The 25,172-nt window shown below is 69.3% G+C and carries 23 protein-coding genes, 1 other RNA gene and 3 pseudogenes; 19 read left to right on the top strand and 8 right to left on the bottom strand.

All coding sequences use genetic code 11. From position 1 onward, the window contains the following. Positions 1-8: 8 nt before the first annotated feature. Complete coding sequence (locus FF096_RS19185) at positions 9-215, bottom strand: hypothetical protein (protein WP_155220459.1); 207 nt, start codon at positions 213-215, stop codon at positions 9-11. Positions 216-270: 55 nt separating this feature from the next. Further along, on the bottom strand, positions 271-1,140 hold the full coding sequence (locus FF096_RS19180; protein WP_155220457.1) for a carbohydrate kinase family protein: 870 nt from the start codon (positions 1,138-1,140) through the stop codon (positions 271-273). 100 nt (positions 1,141-1,240) lie between these two features. Here FF096_RS19180 and FF096_RS27525 point away from each other — a divergent pair. From FF096_RS27525 to FF096_RS19170, 3 genes and pseudogenes are all read left to right on the top strand, one after another. After that, positions 1,241-2,285: pseudogene (locus FF096_RS27525) on the top strand (ATP-dependent helicase); the annotation flags it as partial. 65 nt (positions 2,286-2,350) lie between these two features. Further along, positions 2,351-4,498 (top strand): annotated as a pseudogene (locus FF096_RS19175) (DEAD/DEAH box helicase); the annotation flags it as partial. After that, entirely contained in the window at positions 4,495-5,592 is a 1,098-nt protein-coding gene (locus tag FF096_RS19170) for an SWIM zinc finger family protein (protein ID WP_309223589.1), read from the top strand. The pseudogene FF096_RS19175 and the gene FF096_RS19170, both read left to right, overlap by 4 nt. A 2-nt stretch (positions 5,593-5,594) precedes the next feature. On the opposite strand, the gene FF096_RS19165 is transcribed toward FF096_RS19170, so the two are convergent. Further along, positions 5,595-5,852 (bottom strand): DUF3040 domain-containing protein, encoded by a 258-nt coding sequence (locus tag FF096_RS19165; RefSeq protein ID WP_155220455.1) that lies wholly within the window; start codon positions 5,850-5,852, stop codon positions 5,595-5,597. Between the two features lie 501 nt (positions 5,853-6,353). Between FF096_RS19165 and FF096_RS19160 the strand changes: the two genes are divergently transcribed. The 3 genes from FF096_RS19160 to FF096_RS19150 are packed head-to-tail and all read left to right on the top strand — an operon-like array spanning position 6,354 to position 9,116. Then, the gene (locus tag FF096_RS19160) at positions 6,354-7,769 is read left to right on the top strand and encodes a ferredoxin reductase family protein (RefSeq protein WP_309223588.1); all 1,416 of its coding nucleotides are present in this window, start codon (positions 6,354-6,356) and stop codon (positions 7,767-7,769) included. A 13-nt stretch (positions 7,770-7,782) separates the two neighbouring features. Next, entirely contained in the window at positions 7,783-8,346 is a 564-nt protein-coding gene (locus FF096_RS19155; RefSeq protein WP_155220453.1) for an FMN-binding protein, read from the top strand. A gap of 47 nt (positions 8,347-8,393) precedes the next feature. Further along, positions 8,394-9,116, top strand: coding sequence for an FAD:protein FMN transferase (locus FF096_RS19150; RefSeq protein ID WP_155220607.1), 723 nt, complete (start codon positions 8,394-8,396; stop codon positions 9,114-9,116). Positions 9,117-9,487: 371 nt separating this feature from the next. Here FF096_RS19150 and FF096_RS19145 read toward each other — a convergent pair whose 3' ends face one another. Further along, positions 9,488-10,159, bottom strand: a complete 672-nt coding sequence (locus tag FF096_RS19145) for a bifunctional DNA primase/polymerase (protein WP_155220451.1) — start codon at positions 10,157-10,159, stop codon at positions 9,488-9,490. A gap of 252 nt (positions 10,160-10,411) precedes the next feature. Here FF096_RS19145 and FF096_RS19140 point away from each other — a divergent pair, with 252 nt between their 5' ends. The 5 genes from FF096_RS19140 (at position 10,412) to FF096_RS19120 (ending at position 15,281) form a co-directional block, all read left to right on the top strand. Further along, positions 10,412-11,641 carry a helix-turn-helix domain-containing protein gene (locus FF096_RS19140; protein ID WP_155220449.1) on the top strand — a complete coding sequence of 410 codons (1,230 nt, stop codon included), beginning with the start codon at positions 10,412-10,414 and terminating at the stop codon, positions 11,639-11,641. Positions 11,642-11,654: 13 nt separating this feature from the next. Beyond that, positions 11,655-12,227 (top strand): flavoprotein, encoded by a 573-nt coding sequence (locus FF096_RS19135; RefSeq protein ID WP_155220446.1) that lies wholly within the window; start codon positions 11,655-11,657, stop codon positions 12,225-12,227. A gap of 212 nt (positions 12,228-12,439) precedes the next feature. Then, positions 12,440-13,342, top strand: coding sequence for a Nif3-like dinuclear metal center hexameric protein (locus FF096_RS19130; RefSeq protein ID WP_309223587.1), 903 nt, complete (start codon positions 12,440-12,442; stop codon positions 13,340-13,342). After that, positions 13,332-14,069: a C4-type zinc ribbon domain-containing protein gene (locus FF096_RS19125; RefSeq protein WP_309223586.1), complete on the top strand. Its 738-nt coding sequence runs from the start codon at positions 13,332-13,334 to the stop codon at positions 14,067-14,069. The genes FF096_RS19130 and FF096_RS19125 overlap by 11 nt, the downstream gene beginning before the upstream one ends. A 3-nt stretch (positions 14,070-14,072) precedes the next feature. Next, positions 14,073-15,281 carry a bifunctional RNase H/acid phosphatase gene (locus FF096_RS19120; RefSeq protein WP_309223585.1) on the top strand — a complete coding sequence of 403 codons (1,209 nt, stop codon included), beginning with the start codon at positions 14,073-14,075 and terminating at the stop codon, positions 15,279-15,281. Between the two features lie 9 nt (positions 15,282-15,290). Here FF096_RS19120 and FF096_RS19115 read toward each other — a convergent pair whose 3' ends face one another. Beyond that, positions 15,291-16,052, bottom strand: a complete 762-nt coding sequence (locus FF096_RS19115; protein ID WP_155220442.1) for a sulfite exporter TauE/SafE family protein — start codon at positions 16,050-16,052, stop codon at positions 15,291-15,293. 10 nt (positions 16,053-16,062) lie between these two features. After that, a complete protein-coding gene (locus FF096_RS19110; protein ID WP_155220603.1) occupies positions 16,063-16,611 on the bottom strand; it encodes a DUF664 domain-containing protein in 549 nt (182 codons plus the stop codon). A 232-nt stretch (positions 16,612-16,843) separates the two neighbouring features. On the opposite strand from FF096_RS19110, the gene rnpB reads away from it, so the two are divergent. From rnpB to FF096_RS19090, 4 genes are all read left to right on the top strand, one after another. After that, positions 16,844-17,255: RNase P RNA component class A (rnpB, locus tag FF096_RS19105), an RNA gene on the top strand. A 692-nt stretch (positions 17,256-17,947) separates the two neighbouring features. Next, positions 17,948-18,877: a hypothetical protein gene (locus FF096_RS19100; RefSeq protein ID WP_155220440.1), complete on the top strand. Its 930-nt coding sequence runs from the start codon at positions 17,948-17,950 to the stop codon at positions 18,875-18,877. Continuing rightward, positions 18,877-19,356: a hypothetical protein gene (locus FF096_RS19095; protein ID WP_155220438.1), complete on the top strand. Its 480-nt coding sequence runs from the start codon at positions 18,877-18,879 to the stop codon at positions 19,354-19,356. The genes FF096_RS19100 and FF096_RS19095 overlap by 1 nt, the downstream gene beginning before the upstream one ends. After that, a complete protein-coding gene (locus FF096_RS19090) occupies positions 19,353-21,383 on the top strand; it encodes a hypothetical protein (RefSeq protein WP_155220436.1) in 2,031 nt (676 codons plus the stop codon). The genes FF096_RS19095 and FF096_RS19090 overlap by 4 nt, the downstream gene beginning before the upstream one ends. Before the next feature lie 126 nt (positions 21,384-21,509). On the opposite strand, the gene FF096_RS27520 is transcribed toward FF096_RS19090, so the two are convergent. Then, complete coding sequence (locus FF096_RS27520) at positions 21,510-21,923, bottom strand: GntR family transcriptional regulator (RefSeq protein ID WP_196222583.1); 414 nt, start codon at positions 21,921-21,923, stop codon at positions 21,510-21,512. Positions 21,924-22,460: 537 nt separating this feature from the next. On the opposite strand from FF096_RS27520, the gene FF096_RS26760 reads away from it, so the two are divergent. The 4 genes from FF096_RS26760 to FF096_RS19065 all read left to right on the top strand — a co-directional run bounded on the left by FF096_RS26760 (position 22,461) and on the right by FF096_RS19065 (position 24,861). Further along, positions 22,461-22,805: a hypothetical protein gene (locus FF096_RS26760; RefSeq protein ID WP_230462767.1), complete on the top strand. Its 345-nt coding sequence runs from the start codon at positions 22,461-22,463 to the stop codon at positions 22,803-22,805. Further along, on the top strand, positions 22,792-23,145 hold the full coding sequence (locus FF096_RS26755; protein ID WP_230462766.1) for a hypothetical protein: 354 nt from the start codon (positions 22,792-22,794) through the stop codon (positions 23,143-23,145). Before FF096_RS26760 ends, FF096_RS26755 begins: the two co-directional genes overlap by 14 nt. Positions 23,146-23,275: 130 nt before the next feature. Then, positions 23,276-24,097, top strand: coding sequence for a GntR family transcriptional regulator (locus tag FF096_RS19070; RefSeq protein WP_309223584.1), 822 nt, complete (start codon positions 23,276-23,278; stop codon positions 24,095-24,097). Next, the gene (locus FF096_RS19065; RefSeq protein ID WP_309223583.1) at positions 24,085-24,861 is read left to right on the top strand and encodes a glycosyltransferase; all 777 of its coding nucleotides are present in this window, start codon (positions 24,085-24,087) and stop codon (positions 24,859-24,861) included. The genes FF096_RS19070 and FF096_RS19065 overlap by 13 nt, the downstream gene beginning before the upstream one ends. Before the next feature lie 13 nt (positions 24,862-24,874). Here FF096_RS19065 and FF096_RS26375 read toward each other — a convergent pair. Beyond that, positions 24,875-25,172, bottom strand: a pseudogene (locus FF096_RS26375) (hypothetical protein); the annotation flags it as partial.

The raw sequence follows: 25,172 nt of genomic DNA, 5'->3' as shown, positions 1-25,172 counted from the left end.
GGCCGGGTTCAGACCGCCGGGCCCCGCCAGCAGTAGCGCCATTGCTGCGGGTCGGTGTCGACGGACTCCAACTCGTAGATCTCCGCTGCCGCCAGCCCTTCCGGGCCCAGGTGGTGATGGGTGAGCGGGGGGCGGCCGTTCGGGTCCAACTCGACGGTGACGCGCTCACCGTCGGCGGTGCCGCCCACCAGCGGGATCTCAACCGTGGATGCCATGCGCCCATCCTGCCCCGGCCGCCGGTCACCCGCAGGGCGAAGCGTGATGATTCCGTCAGTCGCGGGGGAGTAGCCCCGGCGGGTACTCCATGCCGTCGTGGGTGCAGGCCGCAGCGGCGACCCGGGTCCCGTACCCGGCCGCCTCCGCCCAGGTCGCGCCGCGTGACCGGGCCGCGATGATCCCCGCCGCGAAGGCGTCCCCGGCGCCGTTGGTGTCGATCACCGGGCCGGGCGGCACGGCCGCCGGAATCCGCTGCACGCCGCCGCCCAGATGCAGGTCGGCACCGTCCGCGCCCCGGGTCACCAGCACCGGGCGCGGTGCCAGGGTGTCGGCCACAACCGTCGCCCGATCGCCGAGCGCCGCGCCGCTGACCAGCACCAACTCGGCGATGTCGGCGAAGGGGCGGTGGTACGCGTTGCGCCCGTCCCAGTCGTGCAGATCGGTCGAGGTACCCACCCCCTCGCCGAGCACGTCACCGAGGGCGGGCAGCAGCTCCCGCACCCACCCCATGATCGACAGATGGACGTGGGTGGCGTCCCGGACCAGTTCCGCGATCCGGGCCGCCGCGAACGGTGGCGGACCGGCCGAGGGCCGAGGGTCGTACAGCGACATCCGCCGTCCGTCGGGGTCGACCAGGTTCACCGACCGTCGGGTGCCCGCCGGGTCGTCGGCCAGGACCGCCGGCACGCCGGTACGGGCCAGCGCGGCCCGCACGACGGCACCGGCCGGGTCCACGCCCACCGAGTCGACCACCGCCACCCGCAGCCCGAGCGCGTGCGCGGCGAGCACCACACCGGCTCCGGTGTTGCCGACCCGCAACTCGATCGGGTCGACGGTGACCGAGTCGACCACCGGCAGCGGCAGCCGGGGCACCCGCACCCGCACATCGACGCCGAGGCCACCGATCACCAGGAGGTCGCACATGGCACCGACGCTAGCCGGTCGGCGCCGCCTATCCTGGGTCACCGTCGGGTAGCGCGGGCCCGTCCGGTCCGAGGGGGAGTGCGTGCAGGTCGTCCAGGGGATGTGGCTGCCCGGCCGGGGGCTTGCGGTCTGGGCCGAGGACAGCACCCTGCCACCCCACGCTCCGCGCCGTCCTGGCCGGGCACCACGGGCCCGCCCACACCCGTTCGCCGCCGGACACGCCACGCTGGTCGCGCTGTTGGCCGACGCCGCCGAACCGGACGACCTCGGCACCGCGCTGCTGCGCCTGCCCACCCGGGCCGGTTCGCCGTTGGACTCGCCGGAGCTGGTCCGCACCGCCGTCGTGGCACCGGTCCGTGGCCCGGTCACCCTCGCCGGATGGCAGGTGCCGGTGCTGGCGTACGCCCCGGACGCCGCGCTGGCCGTGCTGCGTACCGTTGAGAAGCTGGCCGCCACACCCGGCGCGAGCCTGCGACACCTGGCCGAACTGGCCGACTTCGCCACCGACCTGGCCGCCCGTGGCCGGGTCCTGCCCAGCCTCGCCGACCCGCCGTCCGAGCCGGTTCCCGCCACCACGCGGACTGCGGCCCCCCAGCGCCGTGGTGGTCGCGCCACCCGGCGCGCCACCCCGACCGAGGCGTCGTCGGCCTGGGCGGTGTGGCGACCCCTGCTGACCGGCACGGACGCCGCCTGGGCCCGGTCGCTGGCGCTCGCCCTGCCCCCAGCCGCCCGCGCGGTCGTCGAGGTGGAACTGCCGACGATGCCAGCCGGGCGCCGACCGGGCACCCGTAGCCGTCGGACGGCGTCGACCGGTGAGCCTGCGGACGGTCCCGGCCGCCGGTCCACGACCCGGGCGTCGGGCCTGTCCGACGGGTCGGCCGAGGTGCCCGGGCTGCTGGTCGCCGACGCCCTCGACGCGCTGACCGATGCGGCGGTACGCGCCGCGCTGCCGCCGATGACGCTGGCCCGGGGTGCACGGCCGAACGGTGCCGTGTCGGCCTGGCTGGGCGCGTTGACCGGCCCATCTCGCGGGTTCACCGCCGAACCGGCGGCGCTGCGTACGCTCCGCGCCGAGCTGGACCAGTGGCAGCGCGACGCCGCCGGAGGCACCGTGCGGGCCAGTTTCCGGCTGGTCGAGCCGTCGGCCGAGGAGCTGTCCGAACCGGTGACGGTGGTACCGGCCGACCGGGACACGGTGGTGGCCACCGCCGACCGGTGGCGGGTCGAGTTCGGGCTGCGCGCCGACGACCAGCCGGGCCTGCACGTCGACGCCGGACAGGTGTGGCGCGGCGACGCCACCACCGTCGCCGGTGACCATCCGCAGGAGATCCTGCTGGCCGAACTCGGCCGGGCCAGCCGACTCTGGCCGGAGTTGGACGCCGCGCTGCGTACCGCCCGGCCGGAGGGGCTGGAACTGGACACCGAGGGCGCGCACCGGTTCCTGCGGGAGGGCGCGCCCACGTTGCACGCGGCGGGTTTCACGGTGCTGTTGCCGTCGTGGTGGCAGCGGCCCGCGTCACGGCTCGGCGCCCGGCTGCGGGCACGTTCCCGCAGCGCACCCGGCGCGGTCACCGGCCCGGCTGACCGGGTGGGGCTGGATGCCCTGGTCGACTACCGCTGGGAACTGGCCCTCGGCGACGAACCGTTGACCGAGGAGGAGTTGACCCAGCTGGCCGAGCTGAAGACCCCGCTGGTACGGCTGCGGGGGCGCTGGGTCGAACTGGACCCGAAACGGCTCGCCGCCGGTCTGCGCCTGCTGCGTTCCACAGGCGAGTTGACCGTGGCCGACCTGCTGCGTCTCGGCCTGTCCGACGCCGACCAACCGGACGCGTTGCCGGTGGTCGAGGTGAGCGCCGACGGGGCGCTCGGCGACCTGCTCGCCGGTGCCGTCGAGCGGCGGCTCGCCCCGCTGGACGAGCCGTCCTCCTTCCACGGCACGCTGCGGCCGTACCAGCGGCGGGGACTGGCCTGGCTGGCGTTCCTCCAGTCGCTGGGGCTCGGCGGGATCCTCGCCGACGACATGGGGCTGGGTAAGACGGTGCAACTGCTGGCCCTGCTGGCCGCCGACCCGCCGCAGGCCGGTCCGACCCTGCTGATCTGTCCGATGTCGCTGGTCGGCAACTGGCAGCGGGAGGCGGCCCGGTTCACGCCGGACAAACGCGTACACGTGCACCATGGCGCGCAGCGGGCCCGGGGCGACGAGTTCACCGCCGCCGTGCACGCCGCGGACCTGGTCCTCACCACGTATTCGGTGGCCGCCCGGGACGCGGCGGACCTGGCCGGCGTCGACTGGCACCGGGTGGTGGTGGACGAGGCGCAGGCCATCAAGAACGCCGCCACCCGGCAGGCTGAGGCGGTACGGGCACTGCCGGCGCGACACCGCATCGCGGTCACCGGTACGCCGGTGGAGAACCGGCTGGCGGACCTGTGGTCCATCATGCAGTTCGCCAACCCGGGGCTGCTCGGTCCGGCGGCGACGTTCCGCAAGCGGTTCGCCGAACCGATCGAGCGGCACGGGGACACCGAGACCGCCGAACGGCTTCGCCGGATCACCGGCCCGTTCGTGCTGCGCCGGCTCAAGACCGACTCGTCGATCATCTCGGACCTGCCGGAGAAACTGGAGATGGAGGTCGTCTGCAACCTCACCGCCGAGCAGGCGGCGCTCTACCGGGCGGTGGTCGACGACATGATGACCCGGATCGAGTCCAGCGACGGCATCGAGCGGCGGGGGCTGGTGCTGGCCACCATGACCCGGCTCAAGCAGGTCTGTAACCATCCCGCGCAGCTGCTGCGGGACGGTTCGCCGTTGGCGGGCCGCTCGGGCAAACTGGCCCGGCTGGAGGAGATCCTCGACGAGGTCCTCGCGGCGGGCGAGAAGGCGCTGCTGTTCACCCAGTACGCGGAGTTCGGCGGGATGCTGCGTGGGCACCTGTCGGCCCGGTTCGGCCGGGAGGTGCTGTTCCTGCACGGCGGGGTCGGCAAGGCCGACCGTGACGCGATGGTGGCCCGCTTCCAGTCCGACGGCGGACCGGCGCTGTTCGTCCTCTCGCTCAAGGCCGGCGGCACCGGGCTGACGCTGACCGCCGCCAACCACGTGGTGCACGTCGACCGGTGGTGGAACCCGGCGGTGGAGGACCAGGCCACCGACCGGGCGTTCCGGATCGGACAGCGCCGCCGGGTGCAGGTCCGCAAGTTCGTCTGCGCCGGCACGGTCGAGGAGAAGGTCGCCGCGCTGATCGCCGACAAGCGTGGCCTGGCCGCCTCCGTGGTGGGCACCGGCGAACAGTGGGTAACCGAGCTGTCCACCGCGCAGCTGCGCGAGTTGTTCGCCCTGGAGGCGGGAGCGGTGGTCGAGTGAGCGTCGACAGTGGCGGCAGGTTCGCCGACTACGGTCCACCGCGTCGGGTCGACGGCGGTCTGCGGGCCCGCAGCACCCGGGGCGCGATCGGGGTGTCCTGGTGGTCGCGTCGGTTCCTGGAGGTGCTGGAGTCCTTCGCGCTCGGCACCCGGCTGACCCGGGGCCGGTCGTACGCCCGTGCCGGTCAGGTGCTCCGCCTCGACGTCGCCGCGGGTGTGGTGACCGCGATGGTGCAGGGATCCCGGCCGAAGCCGTACCAGGTCAGCGTCACCCTGCCACCCTTCCCGCCCGGGCTGTGGGCACGGATCGAGGAGCAACTGGCCGCCCAGGCGTTCTTCAGCGCCCGGCTGCTCGCCGGTGACCTGCCGGCCGAGTTGGAGGAGCTGTTCGTCGCGGCCGAGGCGCCGCTGTTCCCGGCGGCGGTCACCGACCTGGACCAGCGGTGCTCGTGCCCGGACGTCGCGGTGCCGTGCAAACACCTCGCGGCGACCTTCTATCTGCTCGCCGAGGCGTTCGACGCGGACCCGTTCACACTGCTGCACTGGCGTGGTCGCAGCCGGACGGAACTGCTCGCCCGACTGCGACAGCTGCGCGCCGGGGCCGACCCGGCGACGACACCCCCGGACGGCGAGCCGACCGCCGGGGTCGACGTCCCGGCGGCGCGGGACGGGGCGGCGCTGCCGGAACGAACCGGTCGAGGTAGCCGCGTCCGGGCCACCGCCGACACCGGGCGGGACGCCGCCGACGGCTCACCCGGTGACCGCGAGGTGGACCTGCCCGCCGCCGGTGCCGCCCGGGCGTTGGCTGACCTGCCCGTGACGCCACTGGCCGAGACAATGGACCGGTTCTGGCTGCCGCCCGTGCCACTGCCGGACCGCCCGCCGAGCCTGACCGCCCGGCCGGACCTGTTGTTGCGACAACTCGGCGCGCCCGCGCCGGCCATCGGCGGCCCGGGACTCGTCGAACGTTTGCGCCACGCCTACCGCCAGCTCGGCGACGAAGCCGAGACGGCGTCAGGGTCACGTTCGATCCCGGATCGAGTGGCTTCCGACTCGCCACGAGGTCACTCGGCCCTGGACGGAACGCGACCCTGACGTCATAGCCAACGTTGGCGGAACCGCCACATCAGCGCCGCGTTGGTCACCAGCACCACCGCGAAGATCGCCCCGGCGATCCGGCCGGCGAGCACGGTGGTCGCCGGCAGCGCCGCCCAGAGTACGACGGTCAACAGCAGCAGCCAGCGGCCACGACGGCCCCGGGCCCGGTTGTCGAGCCGGGCGAAGAACGCTGGGTCGCTCTCCCGCAGGTTGCGGGTGATCTGTTCGAATCTGCGTTGATCCTCTTTGCTGAGCATGTGCCTTCCCCTCACGCGTTCAGCAACGGTGCGACGGAATACCCGCTGCGGAGAGGGCTCACGCGCTCTTGCTCTTCCTACTTTGCCGGATCGGCGGCCTCTTCCTACTTTGCGGACCGGCGGCGGAGGAGAGCGGTCGTCGACAGCTGAGCGACTGCTTATCCGAACCTTAAATCTTCGCCGGACGCGGCGAACCGGCGTGGCGGTGCCGCCGGGGTGCGAATGTCGCCGGTGAGCACACCTGAGCGACGAACGCCCTGCTTGTGACGTGCGTGCCCGATCCACCCGGTAGTCGCGCGCCTTGATGTGCGTGCCTTAAGCACGTCGGTTGGGGCGCTCGACCCGCCTTGTCGGTATGCCGATCGGTGATTACCTTCCCGGGGCAAACCCTCTTCAGGCATCAGTCGTCGCCCGGAGCAACGGTCACGTCCTGGGGCGACGCCCGACAGGAATCGGAAAACGGTGCATGGCCGATCAGCTCGACGAGTGCGGCGGCGGGACGTGACGACCCGCCCTCGCCCGTACGCCAGCCCTCGGTCGGACCGCCGCTCCGGACCGTGGTCGCGGCAGCCACCGGCCCCACCACCGGCCGTGCCGAGGCGCGGTGCCTTCGGGCGCCGGCTGCTGGTGGTGCTGTTCCTGGGCGGCCTCGTCGCGAGCGTCCTGCCGTGGTGGCGGGACACCCCGACCGGCTCGTTGACCGGTGCCACCGCGATGACCACCGCCGCCGGGCAGATCACCGGTCTGGTCGCCGGCTACCTGCTGCTGGTCCAGGTGCTGATGATGAGCCGCCTGCCGGTGTTGGAACGCTGGGCCGGAGGGGAGCGGATCGCCCGCTGGCACCGCGACGTCGCCGCCACCCTGCTGGTCGCGGTGCTCGCCCACGTGGCCCTGATCCTGGTCGGCTACGCCGGGTTGGAGGGTCGGTCGCCGTTCGGCCAGGCCGGGGTGATGCTGCGCGAGTACCAGGACATGGTTTCCGCGTTCGTCGCTGCCGGTCTGTTGGTCCTGGTGGGGCTGGTCAGCGTACGCGCGGTGCGGCGGGTGCTGCCGTACGAGCTGTGGCACGCCATCCACCTGGCCGCGTACGCCGTCCTGCTGCTCGGCTACGCCCACCAGTTCAGCAACGGCAGCCAGCTGTTCCGACCCGGCCCGGTACGCACCGGCTGGATCGCCCTGTACGTGTTGGTGGTCGCCGCGTGGTTGTGGGGTCGGGTGGTCGTGCCCCTGTGGTTCAACCTGCGGCACCGGCTGCGGGTCAGCGACGTGGTCGTCGAGGGCCCCGACGTCGTCTCGCTCTACCTGACCGGGGAACGCCTCGACCGGCTGGACCTGTTGGGTGGGCAGTTCTTCCGCTGGCGTTTCCTGACCCGGGGTTGCTGGTGGCAGTCGCACCCGTTCTCCGTCTCCGCCGCCGCCAACGACCGCTGGCTGCGGCTGACCGTCAAGGTGGTCGGTCGGCACACCCAGGATCTGCGCAACCTCGACCCCGGCGTACGGGTCTGGGCGATCGGCCCGTCGGGCACCTGCACGGCGGCCCACCGCACCCGGGAGCGGGCACTGCTGATCGCTGCGGGCAGCGGCATCACCCCGCTGCGGGCGATGCTGGAGGAACTACCTCCGGGTGCCGCCCTGATCTACCGGGCCCGTACCCCCGCCGACGTGCTGTTGCAGGAGGAACTGGACTGGCTGTCGCGCAATCGCGGCCTGCGGGTCTGGTACGTCTTCGGCTCCCGCGACGACCCCGGCCCCCGGCAGGTGACGACCCCCGACGGACTGCGTCAGCTGGTGCCCGACGTGGCCCGGCGCGACGTCTACCTGTGCGGGCCACCGGGCCTGGTCGAGCAGTACCGACAGGTGCTCCGCCAGGCCGGTGTGCGTCGCCGCCAGATCCACCTCGCCACCTTCGCACTCTGAGAGGGCACACCGCATGCGTCGCGCGTTCTTCGCGATCACCGGCCTGGCCGCCGGCACCACCGCGTTGGTGGTGTTGAAGGCGGCACCGGGGACCGGTCACCTCGACCAGGCGGTGCCCATCGCGGCGCCTTCCGCAGCCGACGAGCCGGCACCGACGACCAGCCCGGAGGCGACGCCGTCGAAGGCCCGCTCACCGAAGCCGACGCGCAGCGCCACCGGGGCGAGCCGGTCCGGCGCGGGTGCCGCCTCGAAGTCCCCGGCCGCCGCCCGCAGCGGCGCGGCCGACCCGCAACCCACCAGCACGATCCTCGGGCCGGTGGTGACGAACGAGTTCGGCGACGTGCAGGTGCGGATCAACCTGGTCGGTGACCGGATCGTCAACGCGGCGGCGCTGCGACTGCCACGCCGGACGGCACAGTCCGACCAGCGCAGCGACCAGGTCGACAGCCGGTACAGCGGGACGGTGGGGATGGTGGTGGAACGGCAGAGCGCCGACCTGGACACCGTTTCCGGCGCGACCGCGACCAGTGACGCCTACCGGCGGTCCTTGCAGGCCGCCATCGACCAGGCACGGTGAGTGTGGACACGTTGACCCGGCCCGGACTGCGTCGTGTCGAGCAGGTGATGGGTACGGCGGTCAGCCTCGACATCGCCGAGGACCGCCCCCCGTCGACGTTGTCCGCGTTGGCCGACGAGGTGTTCGCCTGGCTGCGGGAGGTCGACGCGCGGTTCAGCACCTACCTGCCGGACAGCGAGGTGTGCCGCTTCGACCGGGGCGAGCTGCTGCTCTCCGAGGCGTCGGCCGACCTGCGCCGGGTGCTGGAACGCTGCGCCGACCTGTGGGGCGACACCGACGGCTTCTTCGACGCGTACGCTACCGGTGGGCTGGACCCGTCCGGGTACGTCAAGGGCTGGGCGGTCCAGGTGGCCTCGGATCGGTTGCGGGCCGCGGGTGTCGCCAACCACTGCCTGAACGCCGGTGGTGACGTGCGGGTACGGGGCCGTTCGTCCACCGGGTCGCCGTGGCGGGTCGGTGTGCGGCACCCCTGGAACCCGTCGGCGGTCTGCCTGGTGCTCACCGGGACAGACCTGGCGATCGCCACGTCGGGGGTCTACGAGCGCGGCCCACACGTGCGGGATCCGCGTCGTGGAGCCCCGGCGCGGGGACTGCGGTCGGTGACCGTGGTCGGGCATGACCTCGGGCTGGCCGACGCGTACGCGACTGCGGCGGTGGCGATGGGGGTGGCCGGCATCGGCTGGTTGGACCGGCTGCCCGCGCACCGGCACGCGGTGGTCACCGACGACGGGCGGTGCCTGCACTCCGCCGACCTGCCGTTGGCCGACTGACGATGGCGTCCGATCCGGTGGGTAGTCCCGTGTCGGCTTGGTTCAGGGCCAGCGAGGCAGCCGGTAGGTGTTCGCCGGGCGGGATCCGGTCGGCCGGGGACGGCCGGGTCGGGAGCCCGGAGGACGGGTGGCCGCCCAGCGGTGACCGAGTCGGTGGCGTCGCGGCGGCTCTGCTCCGCCCGGGTGGTGTCTGGTGTCGTCGGTGGACATGGCCATCCCCGCTCCCGGCGCGGACGCGCCGTCGAAGGGTCCAACGAGCACCGGTGCTCCCGGGTCTCGCGCCCTGCCGCACCCACCGGTCGGGCACCCGGGGCGGCGGACCGGCTACTCGCTGGTCAGCGCCCCGGGACAGCGGAGCGGTCGGGCGTCGGTCAGCGGCCTCGCCGGGGCAGCGGCAGATGGCCGGGGACCAATGCCGACGTCAGTGTCACCCCGGTCGCCCGCAGCGCCTCGACCACCGTGTTCTGCACGAGATAGGCGTCCGGCAGTTGCCACCGGGCCTGCTCCGGTGCGACCGCCCAGCGGACCTGTCCCTCGGGCAGCCGGGTCGGTGGGGCCGGGATCCACGATCCGCGACCGTGCAGGACCACGTCGAAGCAGTGCTCCAGCTCGGGTCGCAACGGGTCACCGGGGCGGACCAGGAACATCCACCGCCCGGTCGGGGTGACCAGCACCGGTCCGCGTACCCCCGGACCGACCGGGTGGGCGCGCACCGCGTCCAGGACCATCCGGCCCAGGTGGGCGGGAATCTCCAGCACGTCGAAGGAACGGCCGGTGGGCAGCAGTACGCCGTGCGGCCGGGACCGCCACCAGGTGGCCACCCGGGCCGGGTCGACGCTGGCGGCGTGCTCCCAGTCCTCCAGGGCGGGATGACAGCCGACCGTCGGACAGCCGGCCCGGCCGCAGACGAAGCGGCTGCGGGCCAGGCAGGCGCCCGGGGTCACCGCCCAGCCGTGCAGGGCGTAGCGCACCGCGACCCGGCGCAGGCGTACCCGTTCCAACGGCGACAGACGCGCCACGTGCGGTGCCACATTCCCCCACATTGGTGCCAGCTCCTCCCGCCGCGCCCGACCGGCGTCAGCTCGTACGTCGAGACCCGTCACTGCCGTAGCCCGTCATCGTTTGCTTTGACAAAGTGGCCGATTGCAACTTGCACGAAAAGTACGAGGTTCGGCCAGACAGCTGACGCACTGCCTGTGCGACCAGCGGAAACCTGAAGTACAGACGGACCGCCGCGCCGACGCTACGGCCCCCGGCCCCCTGGCCAGGGCTCCAGCAAGGGGAGGACTGGGGAGATGGACGAACTGCCCATTGGACGGCGAGTGGCCTACTGGCGCGGCCGACGGAAGATGTCGCAGCAGGTCTTCGCCGACCGGTTGGGCAAGTCGAAGAGCTGGGTCGACAAGATCGAGCGGGGCGTACGGCGACTGGACAAGTTCTCCGTGCTCTACGAGATCGCCGACATCCTCCAGATGGATGTGCAGCTGCTGCTCGGCAGGGATCCGGAGCGGCGTACCGACGCGCTCAACTGCATCGACCAGTTCGAGGTCGAGGAGATCCGCGCCGCCCTGGAGCGCTACGACTCGATCAGCGCGTACTTCGACGCCGCACCGAGTCCACCACCGCTGTCCGACATGAGCAAGGCGGTCACCCACGCCTGGCTGACCTACCAGTACGGCCGCTACGGGATGCTCATCCGGGCGCTGCCGAAGCTGCTGCGCGACGCCCAGGCGGCCGATGCCGCGTACGGCGGCGACCAGGCCCAGCGCGCCGCCCACCTGCTCGGGCAGGTCTACCAGCTGGCCTCCTCGGTGCTGCGCAAACTGGGCGAGTGCGAACTCGCCTGGCTCGCCGCCGACCGGTCCATCGCCGTCGCGCAACGCGCCGACGACCAGTTGCTCGCCGGTGTCGCCACCACCCGGGTCTGCAACGCCCTGGTGGCGATGGGGCGGCCCCGGCCGGCGATGGAGCTGAACGTGCGGATCGCCAACCAGCTCGCCCCGGGCAGCGTCAACGACAGCCGTCCCGAGCGCCTCTCCGTCTACGGGATGCTGCTGCTCCAGGGCGCGATGGCCGCCTCCCGCATCGGTGACACCGCCACCGTGCACGATCTGCTGGACGAGGCCGAGGCGGCGGCTGGCGCACTCGGCGGCGACCAGAACCACTACTGGACGTCGTTCGGGCCGACCAATGTGTCGTTGCACCGGGCGGCGGCCGCCGTCGAACTGGGCGACGGCGGGCGGGCCGTCGAGGTGCACCACCAGAAGATCGAAACCGCGCCGTTCGACGCGATGCTGCCCGAACGCCGGGCGCACCACCTGCTCGACCTGGCCCGGGGCTACGCGCAGATCGGTGACGTGGCCAACGCCGGCGAGATGCTGCTGCGCGGTGATCGTCTGGCGCCATCGGAGATCCGCTGCCGTCCGATCGCCCACGAGGTGATGTCGGACGTCCTACGTCGCACACGTGGTGCGCCGCCTTCTCCGATCGCGGAGTTGGCTGAGCACATGGGAGTAGGAGTATGACCTCGGAGCCGGCATGACCGGTTCGCATCGCCACGACGGGCACCACGAGGTGCTCTACATCATCGCCTGTGGTTCGCCACTGGCCCGAGACGTGGGCCGGCTCGTCGAGCTGGCCCAACAGGACGGCTGGGACGTCTGCGTGATCACCACGCCCGACGGCGCCAAGTTCGTCGACCGCACCGCACTGGCCCGCCAGACCGGTCACCCGGTACGCACGCACTACAAGAACCCCGGCGACCCCGATGTGCTGCCCACCGCCGATGCCATGATCGTGTGCCCGGCCACGGTCAACACCGTCAACAAGTGGGTGGCCGGTATCGCCGACACCCTCGCCCTGGGGTTGCTGGTGGAGGCGCAGGGCCGAGGAATACCACTGGTGGCCGTGCCGTACACCAACGCGGCGATGGCCGCCCACCCCGCCTTCCGGGCGAGCCTCACCCGGCTCTCCGAATGGGGAGTGGGGGTGCTCTTCGGTGACGACGTCTACCCGCTGCACCCCCCGGGAACCGGGGAGCGGCACCAGCACGCCTTCCCGTGGGCGCTGCCCCTGACCGCGGTGCGTGACCGCCTCTGCCGGACCGGCTGAGCGGCGGTCCCAGCGCCGACGACCACCGGTCCGGCCCTGGCCCCGCCCGATAACGCAGTTCCCGACCCACCGAATAACCCACGACCCGGCCACGGGCACCCGCCCGTGGCCGGGTCCGCCGTGTCGACCCCGGTGCGTACGCGCCGAACCGAGGGCACCGGCTGACCGGGTGACGTCCGGTACACCCGCTGACGCCGGTAAGCTCACCGGCCGTGAGCACAACCGCAGCCGTACCGACCGTCGCCGACGTGGTGGCCGAGGTGGCGCGGCACTACCCACCGGTCTGGGCCGAGGAGTGGGACCGGGTGGGCCTGGTGCTCGGTGAGCCGTCCGCCCCCGTACGCCGGATCCTCTGCGTGGTGGACGCGGTGCCCGAGACGGTCGCGGAGGCGCTCGACGCGGGCGTCGACATGATCATCGCCCATCACCCGCTGCTGCTGCGCGGCGTGTCGTCGGTCGCGCCGACGACCTACAAGGGCCGCATCGTCCACCAACTGATCAAGGCCGATGTCGCCCTGTACGTCGCGCACACCAACGCCGACGTGGCCGTGCCAGGGGTGTCCGACGCCCTCGCCGCCCGATTCGGCCTGCTCGACCTACGCCCGCTGCAACCGGCCCGCCCCGGCACCCCCGCCGCCGGGCAGGGACGCGGTGCCGGCCGGATCGGCCGACTGCCGCAGCCACTCACCCTCGCCGAGCTGACCCGCCGCGCCGCCGCCGTGCTACCGGCCACCGCCGCCGGAGTACGCGCCGCAGGCGACCCGGACCGGATGGTGCGTACCCTGGCAGTCTGCGGTGGCGCCGGAGACGGATTCCTGGCCGACGCGACCGCGGCCGGGGTGGACGCCTACCTCACCGCGGACCTGCGCCACCATCCGGCCGGCGAACACCTCGCCAACGGGGGACCAGCGCTGCTCGACGCCACCCACTGGGCCACCGAACGGCCGTGGCTGGACGACCTCGCGGCACTGTTGTCAGCCGCGCCCGGCGTCGAGACCCTGGTGTCCGACCTGGACACCGATCCGTGGACCGTGCACGCCGCCGCACCGCAACCCGACGAACCCGCGCCGGTCGAACCCGCAGCGGACGACAAGGAGCCCGACCGTGAAGGCTGACCCCCAGGTCCAGCGCCGCCTGCTCGATCTCCAGGCGATCGACACCGCCCTCGCCCAGCTCGCCCACCGGCGTCGGACGCTGCCCGAGCTGGCCGAGTTGGAGGCCCTCGCCCGGGAACTGTCCGCCCTGGAAGACGAGCGGGTCCGCGCCCAGGTGGCGGTCGACGACCTGGACCGGGACATCGCCCGGCTGGAGAAGGACGTCGAGCAGGTCCGCGCCCGCAAGACCAGGAACGAGGACCGGCTGGCCGCCGGCAGCGGCCCGGCCCGCGAACTGGAAGCGCTACAACACGAACTGGCCTCCCTCAACCGGCGGCAGAGCGACCTCGAGGACGCCGAACTGGAGCTGATGGAACAGCGGGAAACCGCCCAGTCGGTGCTGGACGGGGTGGAACAGCGCCTCACCGAGGTGCGGGAACGGCGCGCCACCACCGAGCAGCGGCGCGACGACAGCCTCGCCGAGATCGCCCGCGAGGAGGAGTTCAAACGCTCCGCCCGGCAACCCCTCGTCAACGACCTGCCCGGCGACCTGGTGCAGCTCTACGAGCGGATCCGCACCGACACCGGGCTCGGCGCGGCACTGCTGACCGCCGGCCGCTGCGGTGGATGCCGGTTGGAACTCTCCGGCGCCGACCTGGCCCGGATCCGCAAAGCCGACCCCGACGACGTCGTCCGCTGCGAGGAATGTCGCCGGATCATGGTCCGCACCAACGAGTCCGGGCTGTAGCCGGTGGCGACGCGTACGGTCCTCGTCGAGGCCGACGGTGGCTCCCGGGGCAACCCCGGGCCAGCCGGGTACGGCGCGGTGCTCCGCGACCCGTCAACCGGCGAGGTGCTGGCCGAGCGGAGCGAGGCGATCGGCACCGCCACCAACAACGTCGCCGAGTACCGGGGACTGATCGCCGGTCTGGCCGCCGCCGCCGAACTCGGCGCCGACGAGGTCGAGGTCCGGATGGACTCCAAACTGGTCGTCGAGCAGATGAGCGGCCGATGGCAGATCAAGCACCCCGGACTGCGCCCACTCGCCGCCGAGGCCGCCCAACTGGTCGGCAGGTTCGCCGCCGTACGCTTCAACTGGATCCCCCGCGACCGCAACACCCACGCCGACGCCCTCGCCAACGCCGCCATGGACGCCGCAGCCGCGTCGAGCGTCACCACGCCCACCGTCGAACCGCCCCGCATGGTCGAGCCGCCCCGCCACCTCGGCGGCCCACAACCGGCTGGCGGCGGTGCCGCCGAGATCGCCGCCCGGGCCGAGTCACCCGGCGCGGACCTGACCAGCGCGCCGGTCTCCTGGGAACCGCGACCCAGCTTCACCGCCACCCGGCTCATCCTGGTCCGGCACGGCGAGACCGAATACACCGAGCAGGGCCGCTACTCCGGTCGCGGTGACATCCCCCTCAGCGACAAGGGCCAGGCCCAGGTGCGAGCCACCGCCGCGCGGGTGGCCGCGCTCGCCCCGGACACCGCGGCCGTGGTCAGCTCACCGCTGACCCGCTGCACGGCGACCGCCGAGGCGATCGCCGCCGCCATCGGCGGTGTGCCGGTACGCCGCGACGACGAACTCATCGAATGCGACTTCGGCGTCTGGGAGGGACGCACCTTCGCCGAGGTACGCGAAAACTGGGCAGGTGAACTCGACGCCTGGCTCGCCTCCACCCGGATCGCCCCACCGGACGGCGAGTCCTTCCAGGCGGTCGCCGAACGGTGCGCCCGGGTGGTCCGGCGACTGCTCGACGCGTACCCCGGTCAGACCGTCGTGGTGGTCTCGCACGTCTCGCCGATCAAGCTGATGCTGCGCGACGCGCTCGCCGCCCCCGACGCCTTCCTGCACCGCCTCTACCTCGACGCGGCGGGCGTCTCGGTGCTGGACCGCTGGCCCGACGGCGGCGTCGCCGTGCGTTCGGTCAACGAGACCGCCCACCTCGCCGCACTCTGACCGGCACGGTCAGGTGAGGGCGCGCCAGAGCAGGTAGAAACCGATGACGGTGCCGAAGCTGACGATGATCGCCTTCAGCACCGCCGAGGGGAGCCGGCGGACCACGCGGGCACCGACATACCCGCCGACCAGCGTGGCCGGGGCGACCACCGCGACACCGGCCCAGTTCACCGGGCCGGCGAGGGTGAAGACGACCACCGTGGTCAGACCGATCACGGCGGAGAGCAGGTTCTTGATCGCACTCACCCGGGCCAGCGTCGCGTCCAGCACCAGCGCCAGACCCGCGACCAGCATCACCCCGACAGCGGCACCGAAATAGCCGCCGTACACGGCCGCCAGCGCCACCACCACCTGCACCGTCACGGCCCGGCGGCGCGGCGTCAGATCACGTGGGTGGCCGACCAGGCGGCGCAGCGGATCCTGGAACGCCAGCAGCGCCGTCGCCCCCAACACCAGGAACGGTACGACCAACTCGAACGCCCGAGCGGGAGTGACCAGCAGCAGCCCGGCACCGGCCAACGCGCCGACCATCGTGGTGGGCACCAGCGCGGCCAGCAGCCGCGAGCGGGGCAGATCCACCCGACTGCCCGCCACGGCGGCCAGATACCCGGGAGCGACCGACAACGAGTTGGTGACGTTCGCCGGCACCGGAGGCAACCCGATCGCGAGCAACGCCGGAAACGTGATCAGCGAACCACCACCGGCCACCGCGTTGACCGTACCCGCGGCGAGGCCGGCGGCGAGCAGTAACGCCGCATCGGCGAAATCCATGATCCGCAGGCTAGCCGTCCGGAGCGCGGCCCGTTGCCCGCCCCCTGGCCGACCTATTCCCGACCGGTCCACCAGCCAGTTCAGCCACGATGTCGAGGTGCCCGAGGTGCCGGGCATACTCCTGCACCAGGTGGAACAACACCCGCTCCAACGACGCCGGATCGGCACCGTCCCACCGTGGCCCCGGCGCACCGACCGTGGCCAGGTCGGTGCCCTCGACAACCGCCCGGGTGTGCGCGCCCTGAGCGCGCAGCGCCGTGGTCAACTCCGCGAGACTCTCCTCCGGCGCGACGTACCACCGGCCGTCACGCCAGTCGCCCCACGGATCCGCGACGGTACGCCCCTGGAACCCCCACTCGATCCAGCGAAGCTCCACGTGACGCAGGTGCTTGAGCAACTCCAGCGGAGACCACCCGGACGGCAGCCGGCTACCCTGCTGATCCGACTCGGCCAACCCGGCCACCTTCGCCAGAATGCTCTCCCGAAAATAATCGAGGTAGCGCAGAAACACCTCAGCCCGCCCGTCGGCGGACGCTGTCGGCTCAGGAAACGGCGGCATCGTCACCCCGCCAGTATCCGCACCCCGTCTCCCTGTGCGGCGGCCCCCGTCTCGGCCCCTCGGCCCGGCTGAGGCAGCAACTTCAGGGTTGTTGCGGTGTCGCGGTCCGCCGGAGGCAGCAACTTCAGGGTTATTGCTGCCTCCTTGTACCGGCGAGCCGCCGTCCTGGTCCGGGCCAGCGGTGGGCGGCATAGGCGGCGACCCGGTGTCGTTAGGATGGGTACGCGACGGACGAGTCGACCGGGCGGTCGCGTCGGCGGGCTGCGGCCCGTCGCCGAGGAACGTCCGGACTCCACAGGGCAGGGTGGTTGCTAACGGCAACCCGGGGTGACCCGCGGGACAGTGCCACAGAAAACAGACCGCCGACCCCATCGGGGACGGTAAGGGTGAAACGGTGGGGTAAGAGCCCACCAGCATCCCGGGTGACCGGGATGGCTCGGTAAACCCCACCCGGAGCAAGGCCAAGAAAGAGTTGTCACCGCTAGATGACAACTCGCGCAGACGCTTGAGGGTTGCCCGCCCGATGTCTGCGGGTAGGCCGCAGGAGCCTGTCGGCAACGGCAGGCCGAGATGGATGGCCGCCGCCGGCGCGCACCTGAGGTGCACGCCGCGCACAGAATCCGGCGTACAGGTCGACTCGTCCGTCGCCCACCAGCTCAGGGCTTGGATCAAGGCTCTGAGCTGGTTCTATGTTCGGGTGCCGATGGCCATTGTTGGTCAACTTTGGCCGACGTTTGACGCCCTGAGGACGCCCTGACGCCCTGGAGACGCCCTGAGCGTGGGCTCAGTTGGTCTTGCTCTGGGCCGGAGGGCCTGCGCCGTCGTGGAGGCCTTTCCGGGGTCGGTGCTCGGGGCTCTGGGTCGGGGCCGGCGGCCGTGGGAGGGGTCGGGCACGTCCTGGCGGTGGAGCTGGTGCCGCGCCTTGGTGACCCGGTGGCAAGCCAGTCCTGGGGTTGGACTGGCGCGGCAGGCGGAAGCCCCGACCACTCGACCAGGCCGACCCGCCGGCTTCCGTCACGGCCTCGCTGGGGCTGGTTCCCTGGGTGTGGTGGGGCGGTGTCCCGGCGGCTGTCGGTGGCTCACCGCCCCGGCGCCGTAGGCGTCCGGGGCGGCTTGCCGCCGGCCGGGCTTGCCGCCCCGCACCGCGCGGAGCGCGGTGCCTTGATCAAGAAAAGAGTTATTCGGCAGCTCTGAGGGCTCGCAATAGAGCCAGGGATCTCATGCCGAAGCACTCGCAAGCGACTTCGGTCTACCTGACTCTTGCCGGGAAGCCAGGTGCCGCCGTACTGATCGAGGATGGTGTGCCGCCACTCCATCATGTACCTTGCGTAACATCATGGTGACCGATGATGGGCTCGATCAGCCGGCACTCGACCCGGGCAATGACTTCGAGCAGAAGTGCTGGGGCTTGTTGCGCCGACGTTACCCACAAAACGAGCTCGTTTACCTTCCCGCTGATATGGGCGGTGATTGTGGGATTGAGGGATTCTCTCTGGACGGTATCGCGTATCAGTGCTATGCCGATCGCGATTCGCAGTCACTCCGCCATCGCACCGACAAGCAGAAGGACAAGCTGTACACGGATACCGCCAAGCTTAAAAAGTACGCTGATAGGCTGAAAGATGCATTAGGTGGTACTGTTATTCATAGCTACTTTCTTATGGTTCCCGAGTTTCATGCAGTTGAACTTGTAGCTTACGCGAACAAGAGGGCCGAAGCTGTTCGCGAATTCAGCCTGCCGTTCGTTTCTGAGGCATTTCGCATCTTCATTAAAACGCCTGCGGACTATCCGGTGGAGCTTCAAGCCGCGATGCTCGATGGCTCTGCTGTCGCCGTAGTCGCAACCCCGCATGTGGACTCAGATGACATGCTTTCCTTTGCGGATGAGAAACCGGAATTGGTGGCTACGCTTGAATCTAAGCTCGCCGTAATGTTGTCTTCCGGTGTAAATGTGACAACACTAAGGGACGCCTTCGTCAGGTCCTTCCTTCAGAAGGATCAGATAATGACGTCCTTCGCGCAGTGGCCCGAGACGTGGGAGCGGCTTGAGTCCCAGCGGCAACTCTACCAAGAGGGCCTAGAGTTCGATAATGAGTTCACTGTCGATAGGCCCCACGCTCGACTTAAGAACTTGGTCGAGAGCTATCAGGATGGCTTACGCTCCAGCGTGTCAGGTTTGTCAAGAGCGGATGCTCAAAGAATCGCTTACGGGCAAATCGGCGAATGGTTGATGAGGTGTCCTCTTAAGCTGAGGGAGGCCTCGTAGTGGATCCGTCGCCGGAATTAGAGGCTTTCCTCCGTCTTGAGTTCGAATTTACGAAGCAGCCTGATCCAGTAGCGCCATCACTGCGTACGAAGCGCCGTGTATCACTTCTGCTTCTTATTCTAGCCAAGAGTTACGGACGGCGGCTGACTTGGAAGGGTCTGCAGCTCATCAACTGGGCCTTGCGAGATCCGCGAAATATGGACCTCCTCGTGCGGCTTAACAGCGGAACAGACATTCCGGATTTGCCAATCCTTAGAATTGAGCCGGCCATGGACCGGGCGGTGGATCTGGCTCTTGGTCTCGGCTATATCTCTCAGACCGACGGCCGGGTTTTCCAACTAACGGCCGAAGGTTCAGGCCTAGCCGCTGAGATCGAACGCACTTCAGCCTTCGCCCGAGAGAAGGAGCAGTTGGCCCGCCTCAAGGGAAAGATTACGCAAACTCAGATAAACCGTTTTCTCGAATGGAGGGCACGTTGACCCTTCGGATGGAGTTTTTGCGCCTGAGGGCTGTTACTCCGCTGGGTATGTTCGGAGCGGATATTCCATTGGCGTCCGGCCTAATTATCATCCGGGCCGAAAACTCTCGCGGGAAGTCAACTGCGGTGAAGAGCTTGCTGTATGCGCTTGGAATGGAGCGTATGATCACGGCAAGGTCTGCAAGTACAGTGACCTCAGCCATGCGAGACACCCTGATTTATGACACGCACTCGAAGGCGGAAACGCCAGTCCTTGAGTCCTACGTCTCTTTGCAGATGTCCAACGGGTCTGGCGAAGCTGTAACGGTTACGCGATGGGTTAAGCATGACCGATTGAGCGATGGTCTAGTCCGGGTAGAGTATGGCCCGGCTTTGACTCGACCAGATTCCTATCTCTCTGAAGATTTTTATGTCGGACGAGGGGGATCCGCCTCTAATCCGCGCGGCTTCCATCAATGGCTGTCGCGGTTCATTGGGTGGGAGATGCCAATTCTTCCTGCTAGGGACGGCCGCAGTGCTCCGCTCTACATGGAGCAGGTGTTTCCGTTGCTGTTCGTCGAACAAAGGCGAGGTTGGGGAGGCATCCAGGCGCAAATGCCTTACTTTTCCGGGGTGTCTGACGTTCGCCGTCGCTCGGTAGAATTTCTGATTGATCTAGAGGTAGGCCGGCGTGAGTTAGAGCGGCAGCAGCTCCAAGCGCGTCTTTCCGAACTGGAGGCATCCTGGAAGTCGGCAGTAAAGGCGATGGAAGCGAACCTCCAAGGAGAAGGTCTAACCCTGTCTGGTGTGCCAGCATCGGTTTCGTTGAATTGGCCGCCTCCGCAGCCGATCACTATTCTACAGAGCAAAAATGATGATTGGGTGCCGATCGAGCAGGTCATCGAGAATCTGCGCGATCAGTTGAGCCGGCGCCAAGCGGCTCCCATTCGGTCTGTGGGTGAAATCGCCAAGGTGCTGGAAGATCGGCTGCAAGCCGCGATTAGCCGAGCGGACCAAGTTCGCGAGTCTGGCAACTTGCTGCGAGAAAGCATTCTTCGTGACAAGGGCGAACTTCGCACTATTCGGGAGCGGCTTGAATCCTTGAAGGAAGATGAAAGGCAGTATCAGGACGTACTTGTGCTTGAGCGCCTAGGCTCAGATTCGCTAGACCATCTGGATGAGGATTGCCCGGTCTGCCATCAGAGACTACCTGCCTCTCTAGTGGGCCACCTTGCGCTTGAAGAGACGATGACTCCTCAGGATTCTCTCGCCTATATTAAACAGCAGGTCCAGCTCTTCACCGTTATGGCGCATGACAGTGAAAGAGCGCTCGCGGCGAAGGTTGAGAGATGGGCCGGGCTGCGTCAACAAGCTGCGGAGCTGCGGGCTGAGATTCGCCGGCTAAGGACTGACCTAACGTCTGGTGAGAAGTCCCCTTCCATCGATCAGGTTGCTGAGCGGTTTCTCATCGATCGGAGGATTGAGCGCCTAGGGCAGCTATTGGAAGCGCTCCAAGGGCTCCGCGGTGAACTCATGCGGATATCCGAAGAAGCAGTCGATGTTCGTGGACGTTTGCGTGAGTTGCCCCGCGAAAAGCTCTCTCAAGAGGACCAAAGGAAGATCGGTCTCCTTGAATCATCGTTTGTTGAACAGCTTCGCCAGTACGATTTTGGTTCATTCTCTGACGAGCGTCTTGCAATATCCCGCGAAGACTATCTCCCCCGCCGTGACGACTTCGATCTGCAGGCCGACATTTCTGCCTCTGACTCGATCAGGGTCGTGTGGGCATACCTTCTAGCGTTGCTGGAAGTGTCCGCGTCTGCGAAGACAAATCACCCGGGTTTCCTCGTCTTTGACGAACCGCGTCAGCAGAGCACAAAGGGTCTCTCTTTTGCGGCACTCCTGAAGCGGGCGGCGGCAGACGCGGTTGGCCGACAAATAATCTTTGCGACATCTGAGGACCTTGCATCACTAACGTCGATGATTAGTGGGCTCGACTGTCGTCTGCATGTTGTCGACGGTTATCTGCTTCAGTCGGTGCGCGATTGATGAAACAGTGATGGCAGGTCCCGCACCGTACCGCTTGCAAATGGCTGCTTCTTAGATGCCGCTGGGCTACTGATATTTAGGTGTAACTCGGCCGTGGATCGCCTACAGTCGGCCAACGACGACCCCTCATCGGCTCGGATGTTTCGGCCGTAGCCTGTATGTCCTAACTACGGTGTCGACTTGATTACTTCGCCGAATCACTGTGGTGCGAGCTACCAGCATGGTCCCTGGTGCGACCTTAAATAGATCGGCGAGATGTGCGTCTGCAGGCAGTTCCTGCTGTTGTTCGGACGCGTCCACGCGTCTATCGGCTTGGGCGGGGGCATAGGTGCCCCTGCCGTGCTCGCTAATGGCGTAGCCTTCTTCGCGCAAGACGGCTATCGCTTTGCGAATAGTGCCGCGTGCAACCCGGAACTCGGCGGTTAGGACGCTCTCGGCTGGCAGTAGTGCGCCGGGCGGGATGAGGCCGCTTTCGATTCGCTCGCGCAGCTCGTCAGCGATGACGCGATAGCGGGGCTGTCCGTAGCTCGGGGTGGGCACCTGATCACCGTACCTGGCACTTGTCTTACCAAGTGCCAAGCGGACGCGTCGTTCTGCCGTGTAGACAAGTCGTCCACTTGTAGGTACGTCTCCGAGTGTGCGGCTTGGATGACGACGTGTATCAGGGGTGGTGCTGCGTCGGCCTGGTCGTGCGGGAGGCGCGGCGTCCTGGTGGGCCGGTTGCGGTGGCCGCGCGTACAAGGTGGCTCGGCGATACCCGATCCGTCCGTGTCGGACGGTGCGCCGTGCCCTCTGTCGGGCCGGCGGCCGGCTAATCCCCCTGGTCGGTCGCCGGCTCCCTACGTGTGGAGGTGCGATGCCTGACTCTCCTCGTCGACGTCCCTGGTACCGATCGTGGCGCTCACGCCGACAGACAGACCCGATGATCTCGGTAGCGAACGACAGTCGGGGTGAGGCCCGTCCTGTCGGCTACGGGAATTCGGTGCGGTGGTCGATGGAGCGGGCGCGGGAGTTGCCCGCGTTGTCTCGTCCGCCTTTCATGACCCTCGGGCAGGCGTTCCGGGGAAACGGTGGGCGGTGGCCGCGATGAGTCAGCCACGTCAGCCGTCGACGGCGCTCGTGCATCCGGGCTGGTGTGCCCCGGATCGGTGCGGGCACTTGGTGCCGCCGGTCTTGGCGCACATGGGGCGGCGTCACCGGGGCGTACTGCTGAAGGTCGGTGAGGTCCGGCCGTCCGGGTCGGTCGTGTCGTACCTGATCGCGTCCGACGGCGCGGCTGCCAAGGTCGTGGTGCATGCGTCCTGTCCGGCGGGTACCGGCTGGGCCGAACTGTCGCTGTCGCAGGCCGGGCAGCTGGTTGAGCAGTTGCGGTCGTTACTGGCGCAGGCCGGGTGTCAAGGGGGCGAGCATGGGGGCGACTGACAAGCCCACCGGCGCGCGGCCGGGTAAGGCAGCCAAGGCGGCGAGCGACGCTGCGTGTCCGGACTGGTGTCGAGGTTGCGGGCCGAACGACCCGATGCACCGCGGGCTGCTCGCTACGGTCGGCACCGAGCGAAGCGGCTGGGTGAGCGTGCAACTGCTGCTGGACCGTTTCCGGCGGCGCGACCCGATGGTGAAGGTCGACGCGACCCGCGATGGTGCGACGGAATCCGTGCTGCTGTCGCGCGTGCATCTCGATCGGCTGATCTACGAACTGACCTACGCCCGGTTGCGGGTGATGACCAAGGGACGACCGTTGGAGGGACACCATGACCGCGACTGACGGCCGTAGCACTCGCCGTACTCCGCCGGCTGCTCACCGTCCGCGTCGGCCGGTGGTCGAGGTGCCCCCAGTGCCGGAGCGGCCGGCGGGTGGGACCACCTGGCAGTCGTTGGAACGTCTAGGGGGTACGGTGACCGGTGTGCATGGCCGGGACTGGCGCCCTCGTTACCTGCAACTCGCGGAAGAGTTGCGGGTCAAAATCACGAGCGGGGAACTCGCCCCCGGCACGCTGATGCCGTCCGAGACGGAGTTGGCCGAGACGTCGGGCCTGTCGCGTACGAGTGTCCGCAACGCTATCCGTCAGCTCCGGGAGTGGGGCTTGGTCCGTGCGGAGCAGGGGCGCGGTACCTACGTACGGGCACCTCGCCAGCGGGTACGGCGTCGTAACGCGGAGCGGTACCAGTGGGAGAAGGACCGGGTCCTGCTCGACGAGGCCGAGCGGCTCAAGACCGGCGCGACCGAGCATGACACCGGCCTGACCGTCGATGACCTCAAGTTTCACGCCGAGTACACCCGTGTGGAAGCTGACGCGGAGATGGCGGCGGCGCTGCACGTGGAGCCGGGTACGCCGCTGCTGCGCCGGGTGTACTGGACGTCGTCGCGGCATGAGAACGCGCCGTTGACCATGTCGTACTCGTACCTGCCCTATGACCTGGTGGCCGCGAACCCGGACTTGCTCGACGCCAGCAACGAGCCCTGGCCGGGTGGTTCACAGCACCAGCTCTACACAGTCGGTGTCGAGCTGGACCGCATCGAGGACGAGGTTCGGGCGCGTCCGCCGTCGCCGGATGAGGCCGAACTCCTCGACATCGACCCCGGCGTCTCGGTGCTGACCGTGCGCAAGACCTCCATCGACACCACCGGCCGGGTCGTCGAGGTGGCCGACGTGGTGATGCCGGGGGACCGGACGGAACTGGTCTACTCCCACAAACTGCAACGGTGGAAAACTTGACGCACCTCGTCTCGGTCATCACCCCGGTCCACGCCCCGAGTGTCGAGTACCTGGCCGGCGCGTACGACTCGTTGGTCAAGCAGGAGATGCCCGACGGGTGGGACTGGCAATGGCTCGTCCAGGAAGACGGGCAGAGCGGAGCGCTGGCCCAGGTGCTGCCGGACGACCCTCGCATCAGCATCGGCGGCGGTCGTCCCGGCGGCCCGGGTGTTGCCCGCACCCTCGCTCTTTCCCGGGTGACTGGTCAATACGTCAAGGTGCTCGACGCCGACGACCAACTCACGGCCGGCGCCCTCGCTCGCGACATCGCCGCCTTCGAGGCTCACCCGCACATCGGCTGGACGACTTCCCGCGTCCTGGACCTGATGCCCGACGGGTCAACCGTCGGATGGGACAAGGACCCGGACGGCGGACCGATCGCCCGCGGTGCCGTCCTGGCCTTCTGGCAAGCCAACGGCTACCGCGCCCAGGTCCACCCCGCCACCCTCTGCATCCGCCGGGACCTCCTCCTGGCCCTCGGTGGCTGGATGGCCCTCCCGGCTTCCGAGGACACCGGCCTACTCCTGGCCGCCAGCGCGGTCAGCGAGGGCTACTTCACCCGCGAATACGGCCTGCTGTACCGCAAGTGGCCCGGCCAGGTCACCAGCCAAGCCGCCCACCGCGAACCCATCGAGTACGAAGGCCGCATGAAAATCATCGAGGCCAGAGCCGAAGCCCTGGCCTCGATGCTTCCGAACGGGTTGCCGATCACTGCTGCGGCGTAACTCGACGACGGGGTCAAGCGTGAGGTGCACCCCGTCGCCGAGCCCAGACCAGGACAGCTCTGTCGCTGCTGCCGGAGACAATGCGGTATTGGTTAGCCTGACTGGGTAGCACCGCGACGGAGGACACCCAGCCGGTGTGGCCGGTGAGTTCGGCTAGTTGGGTGCCGGTGTCGGGGTCCCATATACGTACTGTTTCGTCGCCGCTGGAGACGATGTGGTGTCGCCCGTCCGGGTTGGGTAGCACCGCGACGGAGGACACCCAGCCGGTGTGGCCGGTGAGTTCGGCTAGTTGGGTGCCGGTGTCGGGGTCC

Origin of the sequence: Micromonospora sp. CP22 (assembly GCF_009712475.1) — a bacterium.
Classification (GTDB): Bacteria; Actinomycetota; Actinomycetes; order Mycobacteriales; family Micromonosporaceae; genus Micromonospora.
The sequence above is the reverse complement of the archived record's forward strand: the minus strand, read 5'-3'. Positions and strand labels throughout refer to the sequence as shown.

Bases quoted from the DNA above. Each gene is read 5' to 3' on its own strand.
- FF096_RS19185 (WP_155220459.1), bottom strand. From the start codon at position 215: ATGGCATCCACGGTTGAGATCCCGCTGGTGGGCGGCACCGCCGACGGT.
- FF096_RS19180 (WP_155220457.1), bottom strand. From the start codon at position 1,140: ATGTGCGACCTCCTGGTGATCGGTGGCCTCGGCGTCGATGTGCGGGTG.
- FF096_RS19165 (WP_155220455.1), bottom strand. From the start codon at position 5,852: ATGCTCAGCAAAGAGGATCAACGCAGATTCGAACAGATCACCCGCAAC.
- FF096_RS19155 (WP_155220453.1), top strand. From the start codon at position 7,783: ATGCGTCGCGCGTTCTTCGCGATCACCGGCCTGGCCGCCGGCACCACC.
- FF096_RS19150 (WP_155220607.1), top strand. From the start codon at position 8,394: ATGGGTACGGCGGTCAGCCTCGACATCGCCGAGGACCGCCCCCCGTCG.
- FF096_RS19145 (WP_155220451.1), bottom strand. From the start codon at position 10,159: ATGTGGGGGAATGTGGCACCGCACGTGGCGCGTCTGTCGCCGTTGGAA.
- FF096_RS19140 (WP_155220449.1), top strand. From the start codon at position 10,412: ATGGACGAACTGCCCATTGGACGGCGAGTGGCCTACTGGCGCGGCCGA.
- FF096_RS19135 (WP_155220446.1), top strand. From the start codon at position 11,655: ATGACCGGTTCGCATCGCCACGACGGGCACCACGAGGTGCTCTACATC.
- FF096_RS19115 (WP_155220442.1), bottom strand. From the start codon at position 16,052: ATGGATTTCGCCGATGCGGCGTTACTGCTCGCCGCCGGCCTCGCCGCG.
- FF096_RS19110 (WP_155220603.1), bottom strand. From the start codon at position 16,611: ATGCCGCCGTTTCCTGAGCCGACAGCGTCCGCCGACGGGCGGGCTGAG.
- FF096_RS19100 (WP_155220440.1), top strand. From the start codon at position 17,948: ATGGTGACCGATGATGGGCTCGATCAGCCGGCACTCGACCCGGGCAAT.
- FF096_RS26755 (WP_230462766.1), top strand. From the start codon at position 22,792: ATGGGGGCGACTGACAAGCCCACCGGCGCGCGGCCGGGTAAGGCAGCC.